This window comes from Mycobacterium scrofulaceum (genome assembly GCF_001667885.1).
Lineage (GTDB): Bacteria > Actinomycetota > Actinomycetes > Mycobacteriales > Mycobacteriaceae > Mycobacterium > Mycobacterium scrofulaceum_C.
On record NZ_LZJW01000180.1, the window covers coordinates 1 to 17294 of the forward strand.

Here is a 17294-nt window from a genome sequence, read left to right on the forward strand (position 1 = left end):
ACAATCAACGACGCCACTCAGCCATTGGAGGTAAACCCCCGATCAGCCGACTGTCACCAACCTGACTGCCGAGTACAGCTAGCGCTCGGTTTCCGAGTTCCGGTCGGGCGGTAGCGGGCCCTGCAGGGCGGTCTCGGTCGGATCGTCGGCGGCCGCGTCGGGCGGCGCCGCGGGCGCCGGATTCGGCGCCGCGTCCTCGTCGTCGGGCACCGCGACGTTCTCGGTGCGGAACACGAAGAAGAACACCACCCAGCCGATGGCGGAGATGAGCAGCCAGCTGATCAGCCGGTAGATCAGCATGGCCGAGATCGCGTTGGGCAGCGACATGCCGCTGGACACCAGCCCGGGCACCAAGACGGCCTCCACGACCAGCAGCCCGCCCGGCATCAGCGGGATGGTGCCGACGGCGCGCGCGGCGGCGTAGGCCACCGTTAACCCGGCCACCGAGGCGTGATCGCCCGCGGCGTAGGCCGCGAACCCCAGGCAGGCCACGTCGGCGACCCAGTTGAACATCGACCAGCCGAACGCCACCCCCATGTCGCGGCGGCCCAGGCTCACCGATTCCAGCTGCATCAGCGTCTCGCGCCACTTGGCCAGGCCGGTGTCGGCGGGCCGGCCGCGCACGGAGTTGACCCACGACAACACCCGGCAGCCGATCCCGTCGATCAGCTCCGGCCGCGACGCGACCGCCTGGGCGAGCAGCAACAACGTCACGAAGCCGCCGAGGGTGAACAGCAACGAGAACGGGTTGTTCTTCGCGCCGAGGAAGAAGGCCCCGCCCAGCCCCAGCAGCGCCAGACCCACGGCCTGCAGGACGCCCGCCATCACCAGCTGCCACGACGCCACCACCGTCGAGGCGCCCCAAATCCGTTGCTGCCGAAGCAAAAAGGTCGCCGACAACACCGGACCGCCGGGCAGCGTGGTGCTCAGCGAGTTGGCGGCGTAGACGGCGGCCTCCGACCGCAACTGCTTGACGTGCACGCCGGCCGAGCGCAGCAGCGTCCGCTGGATCTGCGCGAAGCTGTGCATCGACGCGGCCGACGCCGCCACCGACGCCAGCAACCACCACCAGTTCGCCTCGTACAGGCTCATCCACGCCTTCGCGAGCTGATGCCAGCCGAGGGCGACCTCCACCGCAAGCACGATCGCGACGATCCCGAGGATCAGCCAGCGCACCCACCAGTACTTCCCGCGCGGGGCCTCTTCGCGCGGGAAGTCGAGATTGCGGGCGGGTGCGTCGTGCGACACGTGATTTAGGGTAACGGTGCAGGTGGCGCGGGGATCGCCGCGCGGCGCCGACCGTGTCGCCGTCGTAACCGGATCGTGCCGACGCAGCCGCGCACGCCCGCCGCGCGGACGTTTGGCGGTGCCCCGCGCCGGATAGGCTCACCCCATGCCGGCAAACCCCGACGACGCTTCGGTCGAACCCATTGTCCGCAAGACCGCAGCCTGGGCCTGGCGTTTGCTGGTCATCCTTGCCGCGCTGATCGCGCTGCTGTGGGTGGTGAAGAAGCTCGAGGTGATCGTCGTCCCCGTACTGGTGGCGCTGCTGCTCAGCGCGCTGCTGTTGCCGGTCGTCGACTGGCTCGACCGTCGCGGCCTGCCGCGGGGCGGGGCGGTGGCCCTGGTGTTGCTCGGTGGCTTCTCCATCCTGGGCGGCATCTTGGCGTTCGTCGTCAACCAGTTCATCGACGGTCTGCCGGGCCTGACCGAACAGGTGACCCGCAGCATCGAGTCGACGCGGCGCTGGCTGATCAACGGGCCGGCGCATCTGCGCCGCGAACAGATCGACAACGCGGGCAACGCCGCGATCGAGGCGCTGCGCAACAATCAGACCAAGCTGGAAAGCGGCGCCCTGTCCACCGCGGCGACGATCACCGAACTCGTCACGGCGGCGGTGCTGGTGCTGTTCACGCTGATCTTCTTCCTCTACGGCGGCCGCAACATCTGGGCGTACGTGTCCAAGATCTTCCCGGCCGACGTCCGGGACCGGGTGGGCGAGGCGGGCCGGGCCGGCTACGGCTCGCTGACCGCATATGTGCGGGCCACCTTCCTGGTGGCGCTCACCGACGCGGCCGGCGTCGGTACCGGCCTGGCGATCATGGGCATCCCGCTGGCGCTGCCGCTGGCCTCGCTGGTCTTCCTCGGCGCCTTCGTCCCGCTGATCGGTGCGCTGGTCTCGGGCCTGCTGGCGGTGGTGGTCGCCCTGCTCGCCAAAGGGATTGTGTACGCGCTGATCACGCTCGGTCTGCTGATCGCGGTGAACCAGCTGGAGGCGCACGTGCTGCAACCGCTGGTGATGGGCCGCGCGGTCTCGATCCACCCGCTCGCGGTGGTGCTCGCCATCGCCGCCGGCGGCGTGCTCGGCGGGATCGTCGGTGCGCTGCTGGCGGTCCCGACGGTCGCGTTCCTCAACAACGCGTTCCAGGTGCTGTTCGCCAAGGATCCGGCCGCCGAGGCCGAGAAACAGACCGAGGAGGCCGACGAGGGCGGCGCGATCGTGCAGGCGGAGCCGGACGAGCCGGCGACCACGTCGGACTGAGGCCTACAGCCGGCCCTCGCGGCGCAGCAGGTCCTGCGCGGACAGGCCGCCGCCGGAACGCCGGCGCTGGCGCGCGTCACCGTTGTCGCCCCGGGTGTTCATCTTTTCCGTTGCCGCGTCGGAGTCGTTGCCCTCGGGCCGCGGGAAGGCGGTCGTGGGTTCGGCCGCGTCGTCGGCAGTGTCGTCAGAACGGTTGGCGGGCACCGGAATTGCGCGCGTCTGGCCGCTGGACGGTGGCGGCGGCGGGGCAGCGGGTCGCGGCGGCGCCGGCGGCGCGGGATTGGCGGGACGCTCATGGGCCCCGGCGGAGTTCGGCACGGACAGCCGCGTCGTCTGAGCCTCCGTCGGCTGACCCGTCCGAGCCTGCATGCGGGAGGTGTTGGCGGCGTCAGCCGGGGGCGCCGCGGGGCGCGTCCCCGCGCCCGCGGGCACTTCCGCCGCGGGTTCGGGCGGACCCGGCCGGGTCGCCCGCGACGGCTCGAGCGCCGCGGGGTGGGTGGGGTCGTGCGGCGGGCGCGGCCCGGCGGCGACCAGGCTGGCCGCCACCGGGGGCCGCGCGGGCCGCCCGTTGAGGGTCGGCCGCTTGCGCTCGTCGGGCAGGTCGATCTCGCCGAGCCCGATCTTGTTCTGCAGCCGCCTGGCCCAGCGCGGCGCCCACCAGCAGTCGTCGCCGAGCAGTTTCATCACCGACGGCACCAGGAACATCCGGACCACGGTCGCGTCCAGCAACAGCGCCGCCATCAGGCCGAACGCCAGGTATTTCATCAGCACCAGGTCGGAGAACACGAAGGAACCGGCGACCACGGCCAAGACCAGCGCGGCGGCCGTGATCAGGCGCCCGGTCGTCGCGGTGCCGATCCGGATGGCCTCGGCGGTCGACATGCCGCGTTCGCGCGCCTCGACCATGCGGGACACCAGGAACACCTCGTAGTCGGTGGCCAGACCGAAGCCCACGGCGACGACGAGCGCGATCACCACCACCATCAGCGGGGTCGGCGTGAAATTCAGCCAATGCGACAGGTGCCCGTCGACGAAGATCCACGTCAGGATGCCCATCGTGGACCCGAGCGTCAGCGCGCTCATCACCGCGGCCTTGACCGGCAACACCACCGACCCGAACGCCAAGAACATCAACAGCATGGTCGCGCCCAGCAGCAGCACGAGCATCAGCGGCGCCTTGTCGAACAGGCTGTGGATGCTGTCCTGCTCCAGGGCCGGTGTGCCGCCGACATAGAGGTTGAGCCCCTTCGGGGGGTTCACGGCCCGCAGTTCGGCGATCTTCTTGGCGGCATCGTTCTTGTTGACCAGGCCGTTCTGGATCACCCGCACCGAATCGTCCTTGGGCACGGTCGTCCCGTTCGGGCCGCTGACGCACGGGTTGCCGGCGATGGCCGGGCACGGCCGCTCCTGCCACTGCTTGTCGGTGAAGCCGCCGATCGAAGAGATCCGGTTGCGGATGTCGGCCACCTGCTGGTCGGTGACCCTGCTGCCGTTGGTGCTCTGGATCACCACCGTCAACTGTTCGGTCCGGTAGCCGGGGAATTGCTTGTCGAAGTGCTCCTGGGCCAGGCGCACCGAATTGTTTGGCGGCAAATACTTTTCGCTCATGCCGCCGAACGACAGGTTGCCCAGCGGGATGACGAGCAGGATCATGCCGACCGCGATCGGGATGGCGAACGCCAGCGGTCGCTTCATCACCCAGTTGACCAGCTTGCCCCAGAAGCCGGCCTCGACCTCTTCGCGGGTCTTGGTCTTCTGCAGCCGGTCCGCGAGCCAGTTCAGGTAGGCGCGCGACCACTTCCAGTTCCGCAGGAACGGCACCCGGAACGCGGTCCGCACGCCCAGCGCGTCGACGTGCCGGCCGAGGATGCCCAGGCAGGCCGGCAGGAACGTGATCGACAGCAGCGCGGCGAGCCCCACCGCGGCGAAGATGGCATAGGTCAGCGAATGCACGAAGCCCTGCGGCAACACCAGCAGGCTGGCGCTGGACGCGATGATCAGCACCGCGGAGAACGTCACCGTGCGTCCGGCCGTCATCACGGTTCTTCGCACCGCGGCCTCGGTGTCGTAGCCTTCGGCGATCTCCTCCCGGAACCGGCTCACCACGAACAGGCCGTAGTCGATCGCGATACCCAGGCCGATCAGGGACACCACCGGCTGGGCGAAGAAGTGCACCGGCCCGAACACGGCGACCAGGCGCAGGATGCCGAGCGAGCCGGCGATGCTCAGGCCGCCCACGATGGCCGGCAGGCCGGCGGCGACGGCGCCCCCGAACACCAGGAACAATACGACGGCCACCAGCGGCACCGCGAGGACCTCCATGCGCCGCTGGTCGGTCGCGATGGTGCCGGTCAGGGCGTTGGCGATCGGCTCCAGGCCGGCCAGCTCCACCGCGCCGTCGTTGAGCTTCTGCAGACCCGGCGCGATGGCCTTGTAGTTGTTGAGGATCGTGTCGTCGTCGTCGCCCTTGAGCGGTATGGACACGAAGGTGTGCTTGCGGTCCTCGCTGACCATGCCCTTGATCAGGGGGTTGGTGCTGTCGGGCGCGGCCAGCCAGCCGGCCCAGCCGACGACCTGGTCGGGATGGTCGGTCTTGAACTTGTTCAGCTCGGCAACGACCTTGTCCCGCCACGCCGCGTCGTTGACGGTCTGCCCGTTGGGGGCGGTGAAGGTGGCCACCACGTGGCTGGTCCGGTCCCGGCCGTAGGTCTTGTCGCCCAGCACCGAGGCCTTCACCGATTGGCTGCCCTCGTCGTAGAAGCCACTCTGTGTGACATGCTTGCCCAGGCTCATCCCGAAGACGCCACCCAGCAGGCACAGAGCTACCGTGACCCCGATCACGATGTACCGGTAGCGGTACACAGTTCGACCCCACCAGGCGAACACGCAAGCTCCTTACTGGATCGTTGACGACCCGCGTGGTGTCATTCGGTTTTCCAAGCCAGTGTCACACACGCGCGGTCAACAGAGCGGACAGCGGCCGGAACGGCTGCAGCCATGCTCCCTGGTCAGGCAGCGAATCTAGGCCGATTCGCGGCAACGGCTCCCGGAACACACCGTTGATGTCTTCCAGGTCGACAAAGTCCAAGGTATCCGACGCTAGCGCCCAACTCGCGTGTTCGCGAAATCCGATGACCTGGACGGCGACTCCGCTGCGTGCTATTTCCTCCAGCGGTTGACGAAACGCCTGCCCGTCGGCCGAAGCCACCACCAGGGCCGCCAGCCCCTGGCTGCGCCGCAGCTCGATGTGGGCGAGCATGTCACGATCGACGTCGCTGTCCTCGTCGATCTTCGGTTTGGCGAACACCGCGAACCCCACGTTGCGCAGCGCATCCACCCAGGGGCGGACGACTTCGGCGCTGCCCGGCGCGATGTTGGTGAAGACGGTGGCCTCGGGTTCGACCACGACGCCCGGGCGGCTCGCGCTGACCTCGGCCGTGCGCGCCAGCAGCCAGCGCCCCAGGGCGTCGAACCGCGGCCGTTCCAGGGCGGTCGGCCGCCGGCCCAGGATCGAGCCGAGCCCCATGTCGAGGTTGGGGGCGTCCCACACCAGCAACACGCGGCCGCCCGGCGGTGTGAAGCTCCCGAGCGACGCGTCGTCGGACAACACCGCCACGGGCTCAACCGCCGCGGTCTGTTCTTCCGCCAGGCTCATGGTCATCGCCTACTCGTGTCGTAGCCAGATGAATTCGGTGACGGCGCTGCCCGCCTCGTGGGCCTTCGTCTCGTACTTGGTGGTCGGCCGTTCCACCGAGATCGGGAGCCTGCTCGCGGGGTCGGCGCGGCGTAGCCGCGGTTCGGCATCACCGACGGCGCCGATGTGCTCGGCGTAGCCGGGGTGGTCCGTCGCTGCATGCAGGACACCACCAGGGAGTAACCGGTCGGCGATCAGGCCAACCGTCCCCGGCTGCAGAAACCGGCGCTTGTGGTGGCGGGCCTTCGGCCAGGGGTCGGGGAAGAAGACGCGGACCCCGGTCAGCGAGCGCGGCGGGATCAGCCGCTGCAGCACGTCGACGCCGTTGCCGCGGATCATGCGGATGTTGCGGATGCCCTCGCGGTCGATCGCGCACAGCAGCTGCGCCAGCCCCCGCTTGTAGATCTCCACCGCGATCACATCTATATCGGGTTCGTCCTTGGCCATCGCCAGTGTCGAGGTGCCGCTGCCGCAACCGATCTCGAGGACCAGCGGCGCCTCGCGGCCGAACCACGCGCGGGTGTCCAGCGCCGGCTCCCCGCCGCCGTCGCCCGCCCCCGGCGGGGTGCCGACGGACAGGCCCAGCTCGGGCCACAGCCGGTCCCACGTCTGGCGCTGCGCATCGGAAAGCGCGGAGCGCCGGGAGCGGAACGTCGATGCCGGGAGATAGCGCTGGTCGCGACGGGCGTCCGATTCCTCCTGCGGCGCGGCGTGACAGACTCCCACCCCGGGTTGCGCATGCATTTGTCCATGGTGGCGCATAAACCAGTGATGTAGCCGCCCCTGGTCCAGATTGATACCCAACAGTTGCCTTCAGCTGGTAACAGTCAGACGGTGGCTCGCATCAAAGTGACGCAAGTGCCACCATTCGGTGGGACCCGACCGGCCCCCGGGTCGGATCCAGCGAACCGAACGCGAGACATGAGGGGACGATGAGGGGACAAGGACACCAGGACTTCGTCGACGAGCTGGCGCGATTCGCCGCCGGCCACCCCGACCCGCGCGTGACGGCGATCGCGACGCGAACCGGCGCCCCCCTGGGTGTGCTCGTTCGCGGGCGCCCCGGCGTGGGGCGCGGCACCGTCGCCCGCGCGCTGGACCGCGCCGGCGCCTCGGCGGGCATCGCGGTGACCACCGACGGCGGCCGTCGCGCCGACGTTGTCGTGCAGGTGCTCACCGAGGTGGTCAAGCCGGAAGACGTCGACGCGGTCGCCGGCGCCGGGCGCCCGGTGCTGGCGGTGCTGAACAAGGCGGACCTGGCCGGTTCCCTCTCGGGCGGGGACGGCCCGATCGCGGCGGCGCGTGCCCGCTGCGCGGGGCTGGCGGCCCTGGTGGGTGCGCCGATGGTCCCGATGAGCGGCGTGCTCGCGGTGGCCGCGCTCGACGACCTGGACGACGCGTTGTGGGCGGCGCTGCGGACGCTCGCCGCACACCCAGGAGCGGCCGACTGCCTCGACGGGTCGTTCGCCGGGTTCCTGGCGGCCGACAACCCCCTACCGGCCGACGTGCGGCTGCGCTTGCTGGACACCCTGGACCTATTCGGTATCGCGCTGGGGGTCGCCGCGGCCCGGCAGGGCCGGTCGGCCGCGCAGTTGCGGGCCCTGCTGCGCCGGACGAGCGGGATCGACGCCGTCGTGTCGCACATCTCGGTCGCCGGCGCCGAGGCGCGTTACCGGCGGGTGTGCGACGCCGTCGCGGACCTGGAAGTCCTGGCCGTCGGCCCGGGCGAGGCAGCGGAGCGGATCGGCGCGTTCCTATCCCACGACGACACGGTGGTGGCGCGGATGGCGGCGGCCGTCGACCTGGCCGAGGCGGCGGGGCTGGACCCCGACATCGCGCAGCCCGCCGACTGGGACCGCGACCCGTCCGCGCACCTGCCACGGGCGGTGCGGTGGCAACGCTACAGCCGCGCGACCTCCAGCGACCTGCACCGCGCCTGCGGCGCCGACATCGCGCGGGGATCGATGCGGCTGTGGTCGCGGGCCTGCGGGTCGCTGCCGGGGGACTGGCGGTGAGCGCCGACAAGCCCGCCGATCCGGTCGCCCAGGTGGACGCCCTGGTCGCGAGCATCGGGCCGGCGCTGGATCCCCCCGCGGTGCATCGCCGCGACGTGGTGCTGGTGACCGGACCGTGGCTGGCCGGCGTCAGCGCGGTGGCCGCGGCGCTGCGCGAACGGCTGCCCGAGCACAAGTTCGTCGAGTCGGCGGATCTGGGACCCGGCGACGTGCCGCTGGCCGTGGTGTTCGTCGTCTCGGCGGCGGCGCAGCTCACGCCGTCCGACTGCGCGTTGCTGGACGCCGCGGCCGCGCATACCGACGCGGTGGTGGGCGTGGTGTCGAAGATCGACGTGCACCGGGGCTGGCGTGACGTCCTGGCCGCCGATCGCGAGGCGCTGGCCGGTCACGCGCCGCGCTACGGCGGGGTCGCCTGGGTGGGCGCGGCCGCGCTGCCCGACCTCGGCGAGCCGATCGTCGACGACCTGGCGGAGGCCGTCGCTGCGCGGCTGGCGGACCCCGAGCTCGCCCGTCGAAACAGGTTGCGCGCGTGGGAGTCTCGGCTCGCGACGGTCGCGCAGCGGTTCGACCGCGAGGCCGACGGTGCGGGGCGCCGGGCGCGGGTGGACGCGTTGCGTGACGAGCGCAGCACCGCCTTGCGGCAGCGGCGGGAGGCGAGAACCGAGCGCACCGTCACGCTGCGCGGTCAGATCCAGCAGGCGCGCGTCCAGCTGTCCCACTTCGCGCGCAACCGGTGTTCGTCGGTGCGCAGCGAGTTGCAGGAAGATGCCGCGGGGCTGTCCCGGCGCGAAATGCCGGGCTTCGAGGCGCACGCGCGTGGCCGGCTGGACGAGGTGGTGGCCGAGGTGAACGAGGGCACCGCCACCCACCTCGCGGACGTCGCGCAGGTGGTGGGGGTCGCGACGGCCCTGCCGCCCGTCGAGCAGCTGCCGACGGTCGATGTCCCGCCGCCCCCGCTGAAATCGCGGCGGCACGAGACGTGGCTGATGATGCTGCTGGGCGCCGGGTTCGGCCTGGGCGTGGCGCTGACCCTGAGCCGGCTGATGAGCGGGCTGGCCGCTCGGCTCAGCTCGGCCCTGTCGGTGGTCGCGGCGGTCACCTGCGTGGCGATCGGCCTGGCGGTCACCCTGCTGGTGATCCACATCCGCAGCCTGCTGCGCGACCGGGCGCTGCTCGACCGCTGGGCGGGCGACGTGACCTCCTCGCTGCGGTCGGTGGCCGAGGAGCTGGTCGCCACCCGCGTTCTGGTCGCCGAGTCGGTGCTCAGCAAAGCGGTGCTGGCCCAGGACGAGGTCGAGAACGCCCAGGTGAGCGACCAGGTCAACGCCATCGACCGCGAGCTGCGCGCGCACGCCCTGGCGGCGTCGCAGGACGCCGCCGTGCGGGACCGGGAGCTGCCCACGGTGCTGGCGGCCCTGGAGGCGGTGCGTGCAGAACTGGGCGAAGCGGGTATATCTACACCCGACGATTCCGATTTGACCGTGGAAAAAGCCGCGGCGGACGAAGCAACCGAAAAACCGGCTTCTTTCAGCGGTGATGGCGACGCAGGGGAATCTTCTGAATCGTTGCTGTGAGAAGGCTTATACCTGCCCGAGGCTTCCCCGACAAGGTGCTCACGATAACCTGTAGTTAACGCCACCATTCAAGCAGCTGTGTGGTCGAGCACATACGCAATTGAAGAGTTGTACGAGTACGCAGAAGGATTCAGGAGATTTCGATGACCTCAGCGACCATTCCCGGTTTGGACACCGCGCCCACCAACCATCAGGGGCTGCTGTCGTGGGTACGGGAGGTCGCCGAGCTCACTCAGCCTGAGCGCGTGGTGTTCACCGACGGCTCCGCCGAAGAGTTCGATCGGCTGGCCGCCGAGCTGGTCGAGGCGGGCACGTTCACGAAGCTGAACGAGAAGAAGCACCCCAACTCCTACCTGGCGTTGTCCGACCCGTCGGATGTCGCGCGGGTCGAGTCGCGGACCTTCATCTGCTCCGAGCGCGAGATCGACGCCGGCCCCACCAACAACTGGATGGATCCGGCCGAGATGCGGGCGCTGATGACCGACCTGTACCGCGGCTGTATGCGGGGCCGCACCATGTATGTGGTGCCGTTCTGCATGGGCCCGCTCGGCGCGGACGACCCCAAGCTGGGCGTGGAGATCACGGACTCGGAGTACGTCGTCGTCTCCATGCGCACGATGACCCGGATGGGCAAGGCCGCCCTGGAGAAGATCGGCGACGACGGGTTCTTCGTCAAGGCGCTGCACTCGGTGGGGGCGCCGCTGGAGCCCGGCCAGAAGGACGTGCCATGGCCGTGCAACGACACCAAGTACATCACCCACTTCCCGGAGACCCGCGAGATCTGGAGCTACGGCTCCGGCTACGGCGGCAACGCCCTGCTGGGCAAGAAGTGCTACTCGCTGCGCATTGCCTCGGCGATGGCCCACGACGAGGGCTGGCTGGCCGAGCACATGCTGATCCTCAAGCTGATCTCCCCCGAGAACAAGGCGTACTACTTCGCCGCCGCCTTCCCGTCGGCGTGCGGTAAGACCAACCTCGCGATGCTGCAGCCGACCATCCCGGGCTGGCGCGCCGAGACCCTGGGCGACGACATCGCCTGGATGCGCTTCGGCAAGGACGGCCGGCTGTACGCGGTCAACCCGGAGTTCGGCTTCTTCGGCGTCGCGCCGGGTACCAACTGGAAGTCCAACCCCAACGCGATGCGCACCATCGCCGCCGGCAACACCGTGTTCACCAACGTCGCGCTGACCGACGACGACGAGGTGTGGTGGGAAGGCCTGGAGGGCGAGCCCGACCACCTGATCGACTGGAAGGGCAACGACTGGTACATCCGCGAGACGGAAACCAAAGCGGCCCACCCGAACTCGCGGTACTGCACGCCGATGTCGCAGTGCCCGATCCTGGCGCCGGAGTGGGACGACCCCCAGGGCGTGCCGATCTCGGGAATCCTGTTCGGCGCCCGCCGCAAGACCACGGTGCCGCTGGTGACGCAGGCCCGCGACTGGCAGCACGGCGTCTTCATGGGAGCCACCATGGGCAGCGAGCAGACCGCCGCCGCCGAGGGCAAGGTCGGCACGGTGCGCCGCGACCCGATGGCCATGCTGCCGTTCCTGGGCTACCACGTCGGTGACTACTTCCAGCACTGGCTCGACCTCGGCAAGAATTCCGACGAGTCCAAGCTGCCGAAGGTGTTCTTCGTCAACTGGTTCCGCCGCGGCGAGAAGGGCGAGTTCCTGTGGCCGGGCTTCGGTGAGAACAGCCGCGTGCTGAAGTGGATCGTCGACCGCATCGAGCACCGGGCCGGCGGCCAGGACACCCCGATCGGCATCGTGCCGACCGCGGCCGACCTGGACCTGGACGGCCTCGACGTCGAGGACGGAGACGTCGCGAAGGCGCTCGCGGTCAACCCCGCCGAGTGGCGCGAAGAGCTGCCTCTGATCGAGGAGTGGTTCGAGTTCGTCGGCGACAAGCTGCCCACCGGCGTCAAGGACGAGTTCGAGGCGCTCAAGCAGCGGCTGGCCGACGCCGACTAGCTAGCCCGGGCGGTTCTCACGCCCGCCGAGACCGGCTGCTCTTCTTGTCCGCGTACATCAATTCGTCGGCCTGAGCCAGCAATTCGTCCAGCGTCGCGTGCTCGGCGACGGGCGCCTGCACCAGGCCGATGCTGGCCGACAGCCGGTAGGGGCGGTCTTTGGTCGCGTTGAAAGAGCGGAACGCCTCGGCGAGCCGTTGCTTGACCGCCGCCGTGCCGGCGTCGCGTTCGGTGACCATGACGCAGAATTCGTCGCCGCCGAGGCGGGCGACGATGTCGGACTCGCGCCGCACCCGGCGCAGCACCTCGGCGACGTCCTTGATCAGCGCGTCGCCGACGTCGTGCCCCTGCTCGTCGTTGACCCGCTTGAGCCCGTCGACGTCGAGGAAGGCGAGCACGCAGTTGTGGCCGAGCTGGTGCGCCCCGCGCAGCTTCTGCTCGGCCAACAGATAAAAGCCGCGGCGATTGTTGAGCCCGGTCAGCTCGTCGGTGATCGACAGCCGGCTGATCTCCTCGTTGGCACTCTCCAGCTCGGCGGTGCGGTCGCGCACCCGCTGTTCGAGCTCCGAGTAGAGCGCGACGTTCTCCATGGCGATCGACGTCGAATCCGCCAGGGCTTGCAGCAGGCGCACCTCCTGCTCGGACGGCGGGTGCCGGTGCGCCCAGTAGTTGCCGATCGCCCCGATCGGGTCGAGCTTGCGGATCGGGACCATCACCAGGCTCTTGACGAACGTCGCGCGGTAAATGCCTTGGGGGATCCGTGGATCGCGGTAGACGTCCGGGATGATCGCCGCCTCCCGGTTGCGCATCGCCCAGCCGCTGATGCAGATCTCGATCGGGAAGCGGCTGCCCTTCCAGAGGGGGGCGATCGCGTCCTCGTCGGCGTAGTAGCAGCTGTCCTCGTCGCGCAACACGAATGTGGCGCCGTCGCAGCCGGTGAGCTCGCGCGCCGAGGTCCGGACGATGCGCTGGATTTCCGGCAGGCTGCGCGCCAGCGACAGTTCCTGGACCGCCTGCAACAGGCGCTCCATGCCGTCGACATAGTCGTAGACGCCGAATTGGCCGTTCGGTGAGCAGCACGCCGCGGGTGCGGACAACCGCTCAGCCGCCTCCATGTGTACCTCCGTACGAAGACCGACCGGCCGCTTTCGTCGCGGCGTCGTCCAAGGCAAAGTACCTTACCCCGGTCGGCGTTGCAGGACTGCCGATCCGGTGGTCCGTCGCCCGGTGGCCACTCCATCACCCGACCACTTGACACCCGTCAAGTTTTTCGGCGGTACAGTCTGCGCATGCAGATTCGCGAGTACCTCGGCGCCGGCAAGCCCGCCGTCATTCTTCACCCGTCCGGCACGGTCATCACCTTCGACGAACTCGAGGCGCGGGCCAACCGGCTGGCCCACTACTTTCGGCGGGCCGGCCTCGTCGAGGGCGACGCGGTCGCGATCCTGATGGAGAACAACGAACACATCCACGCCGTGATGTGGGCGGCGCGGCGCAGCGGCCTGTACTACGTGCCGATCAACACCCACCTGACCGCGGCCGAGGCCGCCTACATCATCGACAACAGCGCCGCCAAGGCGATCATCGGGTCGGCGGCGCTGCGCAAGACGTGCGAGAACCTGGCCGAGCACCTCAGCGGCGGTCTGCCCGAGCTGCTGCTGATCGGCGACGACGACCTCGAGGGCTGGCAGCGCTACCCCGAATGCGTTGCGGGCGAACCCGACACCCCGATCGACGACGAGCGCGAGGGCGACCTGCTGCAGTACTCGTCGGGCACCACCGGCAGGCCCAAGGGCATCAAACGCGAACTGCCGCACGTTCCGCCGTCGGAGGCGCCCGGCATGATGTCGGCGCTGGTGAGCTTCTGGATGAACCCGGACTCGGTCTACCTCAGCCCGGCGCCGCTGTATCACACGGCGCCGTCGGTGTGGTCGATGAGCGCGCAGGCCGGCGGGGTCACGACGGTGGTGCTGGAGAAATTCGATGCCGAGGGCTGCCTTGACGCCATCCAGCGGCACCGCGTCACACACGGCCAGTTCGTCCCCGCGATGTTCACCCGCATGATGAAACTGCCTGAGGCGGTGCGTAAGTCGTACGACCTGTCCAGCCTGCAGCGGGTGATGCACGCGGCGGCGCCGTGCCCGGTGGAGATCAAGAAGCAGATGATGGACTGGTGGGGGCCGATCATCGACGAGTACTACGCCTCCTCGGAGGCGCACGGGTCGACGTTGATCACCGCGGAAGAATGGCTGACGCACCCCGGTTCGGTCGGCAAGCCCATGGGGGGCGCCGTGCACATCCTCGACGAGAACGGCAACGAGCTGCCACCCGGGCAGGCCGGCGAGATCTACTTCGAGGGTGGCTATTCGTTCGAATACCTCAACGACCCCACGAAAACCGCCGCCTCCCGCGACAAGCACGGGTGGGCCACCGTCGGCGACATCGGCTACCTCGACGAGGAGGGGTATCTGTACCTGACCGACCGGCGCCACCACATGATCATCTCGGGCGGGGTGAACATCTACCCGCAGGAGGCCGAGAACCTCTTGGTCACCCACCCGAAGGTGTTGGACGCGGCGGTGTTCGGGGTGCCCGACGACGAGATGGGGCAACGCGTGCTGGCGGCCGTGCAGACCGTCGACCCGGGCGACGCCACCGAGGAGTTCGCCGACGAACTGCTGACCTGGCTGCGAGACCGCTTGGCGCACTACAAGTGTCCGAAATCGATCGCGTTCGAGGCGCAGCTGCCGCGCACCGACACCGGCAAGCTCTACAAGAACGGGCTGATCGAGAAATACTCGGTGTGACCCATGCTCCAGGTGGTGGACCTGGCGAGCCCGCCGGATGCCGGCCCCGCATCCCCGCCGGGGGTGATCCTGGCACACGGCGCCGTCGCCGACCTCGCCCGTTGTGAATCCTGGCTTCAGGCAGCGACTTTCACCCTGACCGAGGGCCGCTGCGACGATCGCCGGGCGGTCACCGTCGAATCGGTCCCCGACGCGCTGGCCGAGCTGACCGCGCGCTGTCACCGTTGGCCGCAGGCCAGCAGCGTCTGTGACGACGTGCTGCGCGGGGTGAACCCCGGCGGCCCGGCGCTGGCCGCGGTGGTGACCGAATCGCTGGCCTACTCGACCCTGCAGGCCGGCCCCGAATTCGCGCGTTGGCTGGGTGAACGCGGTCCGGCCCGGATGCCCGAGATCGCCGACCCCGTGCTGGCCGAGCGGGACGGCGACACCCTGCGCATCGCCTTCAACCGGCCGCAGCGCCACAACGCGTTTTCCACCGACGCCCGCGCCGCGCTGCTGGAGGCGCTGACCGTCGCGCAACTGGACCCGTCGGTGACCGGGATCGTGTTGCGCGGCAATGGACCGTCGTTCTGTAGCGGGGGCGACCTCGCCGAGTTCGGCACCTTCGCCGACCCGGCGAGCGCGCACCTGGCCCGCACCCGGCACAGCCCCGCGCTGGCGCTGGACGCGCTCACCGCCCGGCTGGGCCGCGCCTGCCGGGCGGAGGTGCACGGCCGCGTGCTGGGCAGCGGCCTGGAGATGGCGGCGTTCTGCGGACGGGTGACCGCGCGGGAGGATTCGGTGTTCGGGTTACCCGAACTCGAGCTGGGGCTGATCCCCGGCGCCGGAGGGACGCTCAGCGTCACCCGCCGGATCGGCCGGTGGCGCACCGCCTATCTCGTGCTGTCCGGGCGCACCATCGACACCGGCACCGCGCTGGCCTGGGGCCTCGTGGACGCGACGGAACCCTAAAGCCTTGTCAGAAGCCGGAATACGTCGTGGTGGTGGTGGACGGCAGGTTCGAGACGGCGATCACGCCGATGGCCACGTAGAGGATCACCATGATCACGGCGAACACAGCGCCGGCGATGGCGCCGATGATGGCCCACTTCTTGGCGTTGTCGGCGGCGGCCTGCGCCTCGGCATACCGGCCCTGGGACCAGAGTCCGGACACCTTGGTGGAGTACACGATCGACACGATTCCGAACGGCAGACAGCACAGCACGGTGCACAGGATGGCCCAGACGAGGTAGTTGTCCGGCTCCTGCTGGCCCGGCCAGCCCGGTTGCGGCGGTTGCCAACCCGGCTGCTGACCCGGCCAACCGGGCTGCTGGCCCTGCCAACCCGGCGGCTGCCCCTGCCATTCCGGCTGCTGGCCCTGCCATTCCGGCGAGCCTTCGTACGGCCCTGGGGGATAACTCATGGCAGCCGACTTTCTTTCGTCGCAGTAACTTTTACTCCCGAGCCGCTTTGCTGGTGGCAGAAGTCAGGCAAATATACAGCACGCCATGGCGTCAAGCCCGCACATTCTCCTGCTCAGATGCCGCCGCGCGCGACCAGCTGCCCGGCGATCACGTTGCGCTGAATCTCGTTGGTGCCCTCCCCGACGATCATCAGCGGCGCGTCGCGGAAGTAGCGCTCCACGTCGTATTCGCACGAGTAGCCGTAGCCGCCGTGAATCCGCACGGCGTTCAGCGCGATCTCCATCGCCACTTCGGAGGCGAACAGTTTGGCCATGCCCGCCTCCATGTCGCAGCGCTCGCCGCTGTCGTAGCGCTCGGCGGCGTAGCGGGTGAGCTGACGGGCGGCGGTCAACTTGGTCGCCATGTCGGCCAGGTAGTTGCCCACCGACTGATGCTTCCAGATCGGCCGTCCGAAGCTCTCCCGCTGCTGTGCGTAGGCCAGCGCGTCCTCGAGGGCCGCCGTGCCCACGCCGAGCGCCCGGGCGGCGACTTGAATGCGGCCCGTCTCGAGGCCCTTCATCATTTGCGAAAACCCCTCGCCCATCCGGCCGCCCAGCACCGCCGATTCCGGCGCCCGGAAGTCGTCGAAGGACAGCTCGCAGGATTCGACACCCTTGTAGCCGAGCTTGGGCAGGTCCCGTGACACGGTCAGGCCCGGGCCGTGCTGGACGAGCACGATCGAGATGCCGCGATGGCGCGGTGTGGCATTCGGATCGGTCTTGCACAGCAGCGCGATCAGATCGGACCGCCGCGCGTTGCTGATCCACGTCTTGGCGCCGTTGATCCGCAGGGCCCCGGCGCCGTCGGGCAGCGCCGTCGTCGTCATGTTCTGCAGGTCCGAGCCGCCGCCGGGCTCCGTCAACGCCATGGTGGCCCGCACCTCGCCGGTCGCCATCGCCGGCAGGTACGCCCGCTTCTGTTCCTCGGTGCCGAACAGCGTCAGCAGCTTGGCGACCACGGTGTGACCGCCCATCGCACCGGCCAGGCTCATCCAGCCGCGCGCCAATTCCTCGGTGACCCGCACGTAGCACGGCATCGACACCGGCGAACCGCCGTATTCCTCGGGAATCGCCAGGCCGTAGACGCCGATCCGCTTCATCTGCTCGATCCACGCCTCCGGATAGGTGTTGGCGTGTTCGACCTCCCGGACGGTCGGTTTGACGTCACGGTCGATGAACGCCCGCACCGTGGCGACCAGCATCTCTTCTTCGTCGTTCAGCTCACTTCTCACGTGTGCCATATTGGCCC

General features: G+C 69.5%; 13 protein-coding genes. 6 read left to right on the forward strand and 7 right to left on the reverse strand.

What is annotated here, in order from left to right; all coding sequences use genetic code 11:
• Positions 1-78 precede the first annotated feature (78 nt).
• Positions 79-1248, reverse strand: coding sequence for a lysylphosphatidylglycerol synthase transmembrane domain-containing protein (locus A5681_RS25625; protein ID WP_067282712.1), 1170 nt, complete (start codon positions 1246-1248; stop codon positions 79-81).
• Between the two features lie 145 nt (positions 1249-1393).
• Here A5681_RS25625 and A5681_RS25630 point away from each other — a divergent pair, with 145 nt between their 5' ends.
• Entirely contained in the window at positions 1394-2542 is a 1149-nt protein-coding gene (locus A5681_RS25630) for an AI-2E family transporter (protein WP_067282715.1), read from the forward strand.
• Between the two features lie 3 nt (positions 2543-2545).
• On the opposite strand, the gene A5681_RS25635 is transcribed toward A5681_RS25630, so the two are convergent.
• From A5681_RS25635 to trmB, 3 genes are all read right to left on the reverse strand, one after another.
• Positions 2546-5428, reverse strand: a complete 2883-nt coding sequence (locus A5681_RS25635; protein WP_067282719.1) for an MMPL family transporter — start codon at positions 5426-5428, stop codon at positions 2546-2548.
• Positions 5429-5489: 61 nt separating this feature from the next.
• Positions 5490-6197, reverse strand: coding sequence for an NYN domain-containing protein (locus tag A5681_RS25640; protein ID WP_067282775.1), 708 nt, complete (start codon positions 6195-6197; stop codon positions 5490-5492).
• 9 nt (positions 6198-6206) lie between these two features.
• A complete protein-coding gene (gene trmB, locus A5681_RS25645; protein WP_197498728.1) occupies positions 6207-6998 on the reverse strand; it encodes a tRNA (guanosine(46)-N7)-methyltransferase TrmB in 792 nt (263 codons plus the stop codon).
• Positions 6999-7168: 170 nt separating this feature from the next.
• On the opposite strand from trmB, the gene A5681_RS25650 reads away from it, so the two are divergent.
• The 3 genes from A5681_RS25650 (at position 7169) to A5681_RS25660 (ending at position 11798) form a co-directional block, all read left to right on the forward strand.
• Positions 7169-8251, forward strand: coding sequence for a hypothetical protein (locus A5681_RS25650; protein ID WP_067282723.1), 1083 nt, complete (start codon positions 7169-7171; stop codon positions 8249-8251).
• Entirely contained in the window at positions 8248-9825 is a 1578-nt protein-coding gene (locus A5681_RS25655) for a hypothetical protein (RefSeq protein WP_067282778.1), read from the forward strand. The genes A5681_RS25650 and A5681_RS25655 overlap by 4 nt, the downstream gene beginning before the upstream one ends.
• 143 nt (positions 9826-9968) lie before the next feature.
• Positions 9969-11798: a phosphoenolpyruvate carboxykinase (GTP) gene (locus tag A5681_RS25660; RefSeq protein ID WP_067282725.1), complete on the forward strand. Its 1830-nt coding sequence runs from the start codon at positions 9969-9971 to the stop codon at positions 11796-11798.
• A 16-nt stretch (positions 11799-11814) separates the two neighbouring features.
• Here A5681_RS25660 and A5681_RS25665 read toward each other — a convergent pair whose 3' ends face one another.
• Positions 11815-12912: a GGDEF domain-containing protein gene (locus A5681_RS25665; protein ID WP_067282727.1), complete on the reverse strand. Its 1098-nt coding sequence runs from the start codon at positions 12910-12912 to the stop codon at positions 11815-11817.
• Positions 12913-13086: 174 nt separating this feature from the next.
• On the opposite strand from A5681_RS25665, the gene fadD4 reads away from it, so the two are divergent.
• Positions 13087-14604 carry a fatty-acid--CoA ligase FadD4 gene (gene fadD4, locus A5681_RS25670; protein WP_067282729.1) on the forward strand — a complete coding sequence of 506 codons (1518 nt, stop codon included), beginning with the start codon at positions 13087-13089 and terminating at the stop codon, positions 14602-14604.
• Between the two features lie 3 nt (positions 14605-14607).
• A complete protein-coding gene (locus tag A5681_RS25675) occupies positions 14608-15555 on the forward strand; it encodes an enoyl-CoA hydratase/isomerase family protein (RefSeq protein WP_067282731.1) in 948 nt (315 codons plus the stop codon).
• Positions 15556-15562: 7 nt separating this feature from the next.
• Here the strand turns inward: A5681_RS25675 and A5681_RS25680 are convergent, their stop codons facing one another.
• A complete protein-coding gene (locus tag A5681_RS25680) occupies positions 15563-16006 on the reverse strand; it encodes a CD225/dispanin family protein (protein WP_067282735.1) in 444 nt (147 codons plus the stop codon).
• Positions 16007-16119: 113 nt separating this feature from the next.
• A complete protein-coding gene (locus A5681_RS25685; protein ID WP_067282782.1) occupies positions 16120-17265 on the reverse strand; it encodes an acyl-CoA dehydrogenase family protein in 1146 nt (381 codons plus the stop codon).
• Between the last annotated feature and the right edge of the window lie 29 nt (positions 17266-17294).

Bases quoted from the DNA above. Each gene is read 5' to 3' on its own strand.
- A5681_RS25640 (WP_067282775.1), bottom strand. From the start codon at position 6,197: ATGAGCCTGGCGGAAGAACAGACCGCGGCGGTTGAGCCCGTGGCGGTG.
- A5681_RS25680 (WP_067282735.1), bottom strand. From the start codon at position 16,006: ATGAGTTATCCCCCAGGGCCGTACGAAGGCTCGCCGGAATGGCAGGGC.
- A5681_RS25665 (WP_067282727.1), bottom strand. From the start codon at position 12,912: ATGGAGGCGGCTGAGCGGTTGTCCGCACCCGCGGCGTGCTGCTCACCG.
- A5681_RS25660 (WP_067282725.1), top strand. From the start codon at position 9,969: ATGACCTCAGCGACCATTCCCGGTTTGGACACCGCGCCCACCAACCAT.
- A5681_RS25630 (WP_067282715.1), top strand. From the start codon at position 1,394: ATGCCGGCAAACCCCGACGACGCTTCGGTCGAACCCATTGTCCGCAAG.
- fadD4 (WP_067282729.1), top strand. From the start codon at position 13,087: ATGCAGATTCGCGAGTACCTCGGCGCCGGCAAGCCCGCCGTCATTCTT.
- trmB (WP_197498728.1), bottom strand. From the start codon at position 6,998: ATGCGCCACCATGGACAAATGCATGCGCAACCCGGGGTGGGAGTCTGT.
- A5681_RS25675 (WP_067282731.1), top strand. From the start codon at position 14,608: ATGCTCCAGGTGGTGGACCTGGCGAGCCCGCCGGATGCCGGCCCCGCA.
- A5681_RS25650 (WP_067282723.1), top strand. From the start codon at position 7,169: ATGAGGGGACAAGGACACCAGGACTTCGTCGACGAGCTGGCGCGATTC.